We start from the raw sequence: 6,068 nt of genomic DNA, 5'->3' as shown, positions 1-6,068 counted from the left end.
TCCGCGGTAACAACACCAGCTCGTTCCCGCTTCCGGCCGCGAGCGCGTCCGCGCCGCCTGCGGCCGGAAGCGGGAACGAGCTGGTGTTGTTACCGCGGATCGGCAGCTTCTCGACGTTCGACAGCCGCAGCTCGAACAACGCGACGCGGGTGGGGTCGTAGGTCCCGCCGGCGCCGGTTCCGCCAGCGCCGGTGCCAGTGCCACCGCCTGTGCCCGCTCCACCGGTGCATGGATTGCAGGCGGTTCCGCCCCCCGTGCCGCCGGTGCCGGTTCCAGTGCCGCCGCCGATGGTCACGCCGACGCCGGCGATGGAGCCCCCGCCGACCGTCGCCCCGACGCTTGCGACAGTTCCTCCGCCGACGGTCGCGCCCACGTCGACCAGGGTGCCGCCGCCGACCGTTGCGCCGACAGTAGCAACTGGTCCACCACCAACTGTGGCGCCGACGCTTGCGACGGTTCCCCCGCCGACCGTTGCGCCGACATCGGCGACCGAGCTACCGCCGACGGTGGCTCCGACATTGGCGACGCTGCCACCACCGACGGTCGCTCCGACGGTGGCGAGGGAACCACCACCGAGCGTTGCATCAACGGTCGCCAAGCTCCCGGTGGTTCCGTTCACCACGGAGGTCACCGTATCGAGCGTTCCGCGCAGGAGCTGGGCCTGGGCCAAGCCGGAGGTGCCCAGGAGAAGCACCCCACTCAGCATCGGAATCGCGATGACGTCGTGCGGGCGAAGGGCGGCGCGACCCTGCGCGAGCGTGGACGGACGCGCGGAGGCGCGGTTCTGGCGACGAGACATGGGAGCACTCCGACTGGGACCCATGCCGGGAGGCTGCATCGCGTCGTAAAACACAACGCGAGAGACCCATTGCATGGCTCATGCAATCTAAGCGCGAATGCTTAACGAGAGTTTGAAAATACAACCCGCGGTTGTTTTTTTCGTGTCGGCCGCAGGCGTGTATCGGATGCAGCCGCGGGTGCCCGACCCAAGCCTCCACTTAAAAACGATCGGCTTGTCGAGGTCGCGTCCGGACCTGCGACCGGCGCGTTCAGCGCCGGCCGCCGCCACCCTTGTATTTCGGCTTCTGGCCGCCGAGCCCCTGGGTCGAGCGCGGCTTCGGCCGCTCGGTCCAGGCGACGGCGTTCGCCGGCAGCTCGCGGTCGGTGCCCGGCCCCATGTTGTCCAGGGTCGGCTTCGAAATGCGCGTGCCGGAGCCGCGCGGCGCCCTGCGGCCGTACTTGCCGGCGTCCCGCTCCACGTCGGCCTGCCGCGCCATCGGGTCGTCGGAGATCATCAGCTCCGTCGCCTGGAGGCGCTTCAGCTCGTCGCGCAGGCGTGCGGCCTCCTCGAAGTCGAGGTCGGCGGCGGCGGTGCGCATCCGCTTCTCCAGGTCGGCCATCACTGCCTTGAGGTTGTGGCCGACGGTGATCTCCGCCATCCCGGTGTCGACCTGGACGCGGTCGCGCTCGAACACGCTGCTGAGGATGTCGCTGATCCCGCGCTTCACGCTCTGGGGCGTGATGCCGTGCTCGAGATTGTAGGCGAGCTGCTTTTGCCGCCTGCGCTCGGTCTCGGCCATCGCCCGTTCCATCGAGCCGGTGATGTGGTCGGCGTAGAGGATGCAGCGCGCGTCGGCGTTGCGGGCGGCGCGGCCGATGGTCTGCACCAGCGAGGTCTCGGAGCGCAGGAAGCCTTCCTTGTCGGCATCGAGGATGCAGACCAATGCGCATTCTGGGATGTCGAGGCCCTCACGCAGCAGGTTGATGCCGATCAGCACGTCGAAGGCGCCGAGCCGCAGGTCGCGGATGATCTCGATGCGCTCCAGCGTGTCGATGTCGGAGTGCATGTAGCGCACGCGAACCGAGTTCTCGTGTAGGTACTCGGTCAGGTCCTCGGCCATGCGCTTGGTCAGCGTGGTGACGAGGGTGCGGTAGCCAGCGAGCGCAACCTCGCGCACCTCGCCGAGCAGGTCGTCGACCTGGCTCCGCGCCGGGCGGATTTCGATCACCGGGTCGACGAGGCCGGTGGGGCGGATCACCTGCTCGGCGAAGACGCCGCCGGTCTGCTCCATTTCCCACTTGCCGGGCGTGGCTGAGACGTTGACCGTCTGCGGCCGCATCGCGTCCCATTCCTCGAATCGCAGCGGACGGTTGTCGAGGCAGGAGGGCAGGCGGAAGCCGTATTCGGCGAGCGTCGCCTTCCGGCGGAAGTCACCCCGGTACATGCCGCCGATCTGCGGAACGGTGACGTGGCTCTCGTCGGCGAAGACCAACGCGTTGTCGGGCAGGTACTCGAACAGGGTCGGCGGCGGCTCGCCGGGCTTGCGGCCGGTGAGGTAGCGCGAATAGTTCTCGATGCCGTTGCAGGCGCCCGTCGCCTCGATCATCTCGATGTCGAATGTGCAGCGCTGCTCGATGCGCTGGGCCTCGATCAGACGGCCCATCTTGGTCAGCTCCTCGACGCGGCCGTTGAGCTCGTTCTTGATCCCCTTGATCGCCTGCTGCAGCGTCGGTCGCGGCGTGACGTAGTGCGAGTTGGCGTAGACCTTCACGAACTTCAGCTCGTTGATCTTCTTGCCTGTGAGCGGGTCGAACTCGACGATCCCCTCGATCTCGTCGCCGAACAGGCCGATGCGCCAGCCGCGGTCCTCCAAGTGAGCCGGCCACAGCTCGATCACGTCGCCGCGCACCCTGAAGGTGCCGCGGGCGAAGTCTGACTGGATGCGCTTGTACTGCAGCGCCACGAGGTCGGCGACGAGCTGGCGCTGCTCGATCTTCTCGCCCAACGTCACCGTGAACGACATCGCCGTGTAGGTCTCGACCGAGCCGATGCCGTAGATGCACGAGACCGACGCGACGATGATGACGTCGTCGCGCTCGAGCAGCGCCCGGGTCGCCGAGTGCCGCATCCGGTCGATCTGCTCGTTGATCGACGATTCCTTCTCGATGAAGGTGTCCGAGCGCGGCACGTAGGCCTCGGGCTGGTAGTAGTCGTAGTAGGAGACGAAATATTCCACTGCGTTGTCGGGGAAGAAGCTCTTGAACTCGCCGTAAAGCTGCGCCGCCAGCGTCTTGTTCGGCGCGAGGATCAGGGCCGGTCGCTGAGTCTCCTCGATGATCTTCGCCATCGTGAAGGTCTTGCCCGAGCCGGTCACGCCGAGCAGCACCTGGTCGCGCTCATTGGCTTTCACGCCCTTCACGAGCTCGGCGATGGCGGTGGGCTGGTCGCCCGCCGGCGTGAACTCGGATTCGAGGCGGAACGGCTTGCCGCCCTCGGACTTCGCCGGCCGGTCCGGCCGGTGCGGAACCCAAGTCTCCCCGTTCTTGAACAGCGGGTTGCCCTCTTCGAGCAACCGCTGCAGGGCATCCACCGTCGCCGAGACGCCGTCGGAGGCCAGCGATGATTGGTCCGGTGCGCCTTCCGGCGCCGGCCCGTCTTCGGGCGGGGTCAGGCCGAGCGCCTGCGCAAGAGCCGGATCGATCTCGGCACCGGGTGCGGTGGTGAAGCCGCGCTGCGGCGCTTCGCCGAAGCCGGTGGGTTCTCTCGCTTCAGTCTTCGGAGCCGGCTTCGCCTTGGCTGGCTTGCGCTGGCCCGGCCGCGGAAGCTCCGCCTGCCGCTCGGACTGGATCTGGGGCCTGCGGGCGAGGGCGGGACTCAGCAGCTGCGCCAGGAACGGGTCGAGCGGCTGAACGTCCGGCCGGTCGGCCTTTCCGGTCGCTGAGACGTGCCGGGGCTTCTTCGGTATTGCCATGGGAGAAATATGGCGTGGCCAGTGCCATGACGGAAGGGGCACCACCTCCGCGTGAGGTGTTCATCCAGGGGCCGATCGGCGCATGGAGTGATCGCTGCCAAGAGACGACGGCCGATCCCGCCGCAATGCCGCCGGCTTGCGCGATCACACGCGGCGTGCGGGCCGTGGGTGGGTCGGACCGCGGGAATCGTGTGGGATGATGAACTTCGTTCTGGGAGCTGTGGCCGGGGCGTTGATCGTCGGCATCGCCGCGATCGCCGGCGCACGCAACCCGGACATCCAGCAGCGGCTTGGCCTGTTCCCCGCCACGCCGATGACCCTGATGGCGGCTCCGCCACGGGCGGAGCCGGCATGCCCGCCGCCCGTGGCGGCCGCGCCGACCATCGGCACGCAGGAGATGCTCTTCAATCGGCGCCGGTTCTGGTCCGTCGCGCCTTGAGCATGTCCGTCCGGCTCAGACGCTGCTCAGCAGGAACATGAGCATGGTCGTCGCGGCGGTGGTGCTCAGGAACCCGCAGAGCGCGGCGGCGAAGGAGGGACCGGTCGGGACGGCAACGGTCTGGGTCTCGGTGGTCATGGCGGCTGGCCCTGTCGGCGACGTGCAGCGTCGCGCTCGATGTGACGATGGTGGGAACGAAGAGGCTTTGCGGTGCGGGCGCGCACCCGGTCAGTCGCAGCGGTTTACGCGTTTGGCGATGCGAAGGTTTCGCAACTCGGTGCGAAGATCGATCGCAACAACGCCGGCGCCGCAATCCTCGAAGCCGTCGCGGGCGTCGTTGTAGCGGTCGCCGACCTCGTCGAGCGTGTCGCAGACGCGGTCGTGGTTTCCGAGCCGGGCTTCCTGCCTCGCCTGGTAGCGAAGGGCCGAAGCCTCGTCGATCTTGGCGCGAGCCTCGAGGCACGCCGGCGCCGCGAACGCCGGGGCGAGGGAGAGGACCAGGCCGAACACGGCCAGCATCGGTGTGTCAGATCGGGTCATGGGCCACCGTGAAGACAATCACGTAAGCAGTACGCTGGAAGAGGCGAAGTATTCGACCGGTGTCTTTCAACCGCCGGTATGAGCGCACAACGGCGGAGCTAGACCGATGGTTCCGCTTTCGCTGCGCTGCGGCTGCGGCGCGAAATCAGGATCGCGGCAAGGTCCACCGGCACGAACCCCTGGGCGTCAACGCCGACATCGTACTGTTTGGGCGCAGTGCGCAGCTGCCCGTGGGAATGGCCGTGCAGGTTGAGCACGCCGCGGCCGATGCCGTTCCAGGTCCGGAAGGCGTAATGGCACAGCACCAAGCCGCGACCCTCCACCGCGATCTCCGCGTAATGCGCGATCGAGGCCCAGCCCGGCGCGTCGAGGGTGTCGGGGCCGTCGTTGTTGCCGACGATCAGGTGCTTCACGCCGTGAAGGCCGGCGAGGATCGCGTGGACTCGCTCCCGCGGCGGTCCGAGGGCGAAGTCGCCGAGATGCCAGACGCTATCGTCGGCGCCGACGACCCGATTCCAGTTCGCGATCAACGCGGCGTCGTGCGTCGCGAGGTCGGCGAAGGGCCGGCGATCGAGCCGCAGGATGCGCGGATCGCCGAAATGGGTGTCGCTCGTGAAATAGACCGCCACCGCCGACCTCCCTGCGCTGCACCGCGTCGTGTCCGATCCGGCCGGCATCGCGCAAGAGGCTTCTTCGCCTGCGCCCGCTGCGGCCTAGCATGCTGTTTCGGCGAAGCGCAGGAACGGGGCTTGCGTGCCCCGGAGCGGAAAGCTAAGACCCGCGGACCCTTCGGGGTGTCGGTGCTCGAACGGCCCGACGGAGCGGACGTGACGGAGTATAGCGCAGCCCGGTAGCGCACCTGTCTGGGGGACAGGGGGTCGCAGGTTCAAGTCCTGCTACTCCGACCAATAAAACGGGACGTCGGCCGAAAGGTGGATGTCGCCGCTCCGAGAAAAGGCCGGCGCCACCAAGCGCCGGCCTTTTTTTGTTCGCTTGCCGGATGTTTGAACCGCCGCTCCCGTTCACGACTGCGTCTTCGAAGCTTCCGCCTCGCGAAAGCCCCGAGGGGCGAGGTCCCAGGTGGAGCGATGCAGCTCAGCTCTTCTTGCGGAACGCGTCGAGGCTGACGACCTCGGCGCTCGCCTCGCCACCGTCGCCGTCCTTCTTCGCGGCCTTGGCGGCGACACGCGGCTCCTTCTCGTCCGCCTTGCTGGCGTTCTGCGCCGCGGGGAGGGCGGGGATGACCTTCGGGACGTTGCTGCCGATCGCGGCGATCCCGGTTCCGGCTTTCGGCTTCATCTCGGTGGGCTCGGAGGCCGCGCCGCGCGGGCCGGCCT

The 6,068-nt window shown here is 68.1% G+C and carries 5 protein-coding genes, 1 tRNA gene and 2 pseudogenes; 2 read left to right on the top strand and 6 right to left on the bottom strand.

Going from position 1 to position 6,068, the window contains the following annotated elements; genetic code table 11:
• Together FV222_RS15170 and uvrB are read right to left on the bottom strand one after the other, a co-directional pair.
• A pseudogene (locus tag FV222_RS15170) lies at window positions 1-799 on the bottom strand (hypothetical protein); the annotation flags it as partial.
• 250 nt (window positions 800-1,049) lie between these two features.
• Window positions 1,050-3,752, bottom strand: coding sequence for an excinuclease ABC subunit UvrB (gene uvrB / locus FV222_RS15165; protein ID WP_147763864.1), 2,703 nt, complete (start codon window positions 3,750-3,752; stop codon window positions 1,050-1,052).
• A gap of 232 nt (window positions 3,753-3,984) precedes the next feature.
• Between uvrB and FV222_RS15160 the strand changes: the two genes are divergently transcribed.
• Window positions 3,985-4,191: a hypothetical protein gene (locus tag FV222_RS15160; RefSeq protein WP_348643052.1), complete on the top strand. Its 207-nt coding sequence runs from the start codon at window positions 3,985-3,987 to the stop codon at window positions 4,189-4,191.
• A gap of 15 nt (window positions 4,192-4,206) precedes the next feature.
• Here FV222_RS15160 and FV222_RS31890 read toward each other — a convergent pair whose 3' ends face one another.
• The 3 genes from FV222_RS31890 to FV222_RS15150 all read right to left on the bottom strand — a co-directional run bounded on the left by FV222_RS31890 (window position 4,207) and on the right by FV222_RS15150 (window position 5,360).
• Window positions 4,207-4,329: a hypothetical protein gene (locus FV222_RS31890; protein ID WP_281406043.1), complete on the bottom strand. Its 123-nt coding sequence runs from the start codon at window positions 4,327-4,329 to the stop codon at window positions 4,207-4,209.
• Between the two features lie 90 nt (window positions 4,330-4,419).
• Window positions 4,420-4,731: a hypothetical protein gene (locus FV222_RS15155; protein ID WP_147763862.1), complete on the bottom strand. Its 312-nt coding sequence runs from the start codon at window positions 4,729-4,731 to the stop codon at window positions 4,420-4,422.
• 98 nt (window positions 4,732-4,829) lie between these two features.
• Window positions 4,830-5,360, bottom strand: coding sequence for a metallophosphoesterase (locus tag FV222_RS15150; protein ID WP_147763861.1), 531 nt, complete (start codon window positions 5,358-5,360; stop codon window positions 4,830-4,832).
• Window positions 5,361-5,562: 202 nt separating this feature from the next.
• Here FV222_RS15150 and FV222_RS15145 point away from each other — a divergent pair.
• Window positions 5,563-5,639, top strand: a tRNA-Pro gene (locus FV222_RS15145).
• 187 nt (window positions 5,640-5,826) lie between these two features.
• Here the strand turns inward: FV222_RS15145 and FV222_RS15140 are convergent.
• Window positions 5,827-6,068: pseudogene (locus FV222_RS15140) on the bottom strand (Stringent starvation protein B); the annotation flags it as partial.

The organism is Methylobacterium sp. WL103 (assembly GCF_008039885.1).
Taxonomy (GTDB): Bacteria; Pseudomonadota; Alphaproteobacteria; order Rhizobiales; family Beijerinckiaceae; genus Methylobacterium; species Methylobacterium cerastii.
The sequence above is the reverse complement of the archived record's forward strand: the minus strand, read 5'-3'. Positions and strand labels throughout refer to the sequence as shown.

Bases quoted from the DNA above. Each gene is read 5' to 3' on its own strand.
- uvrB (WP_147763864.1), bottom strand. From the start codon at position 3,752: ATGGCAATACCGAAGAAGCCCCGGCACGTCTCAGCGACCGGAAAGGCC.
- FV222_RS31890 (WP_281406043.1), bottom strand. From the start codon at position 4,329: ATGACCACCGAGACCCAGACCGTTGCCGTCCCGACCGGTCCCTCCTTC.
- FV222_RS15155 (WP_147763862.1), bottom strand. From the start codon at position 4,731: ATGACCCGATCTGACACACCGATGCTGGCCGTGTTCGGCCTGGTCCTC.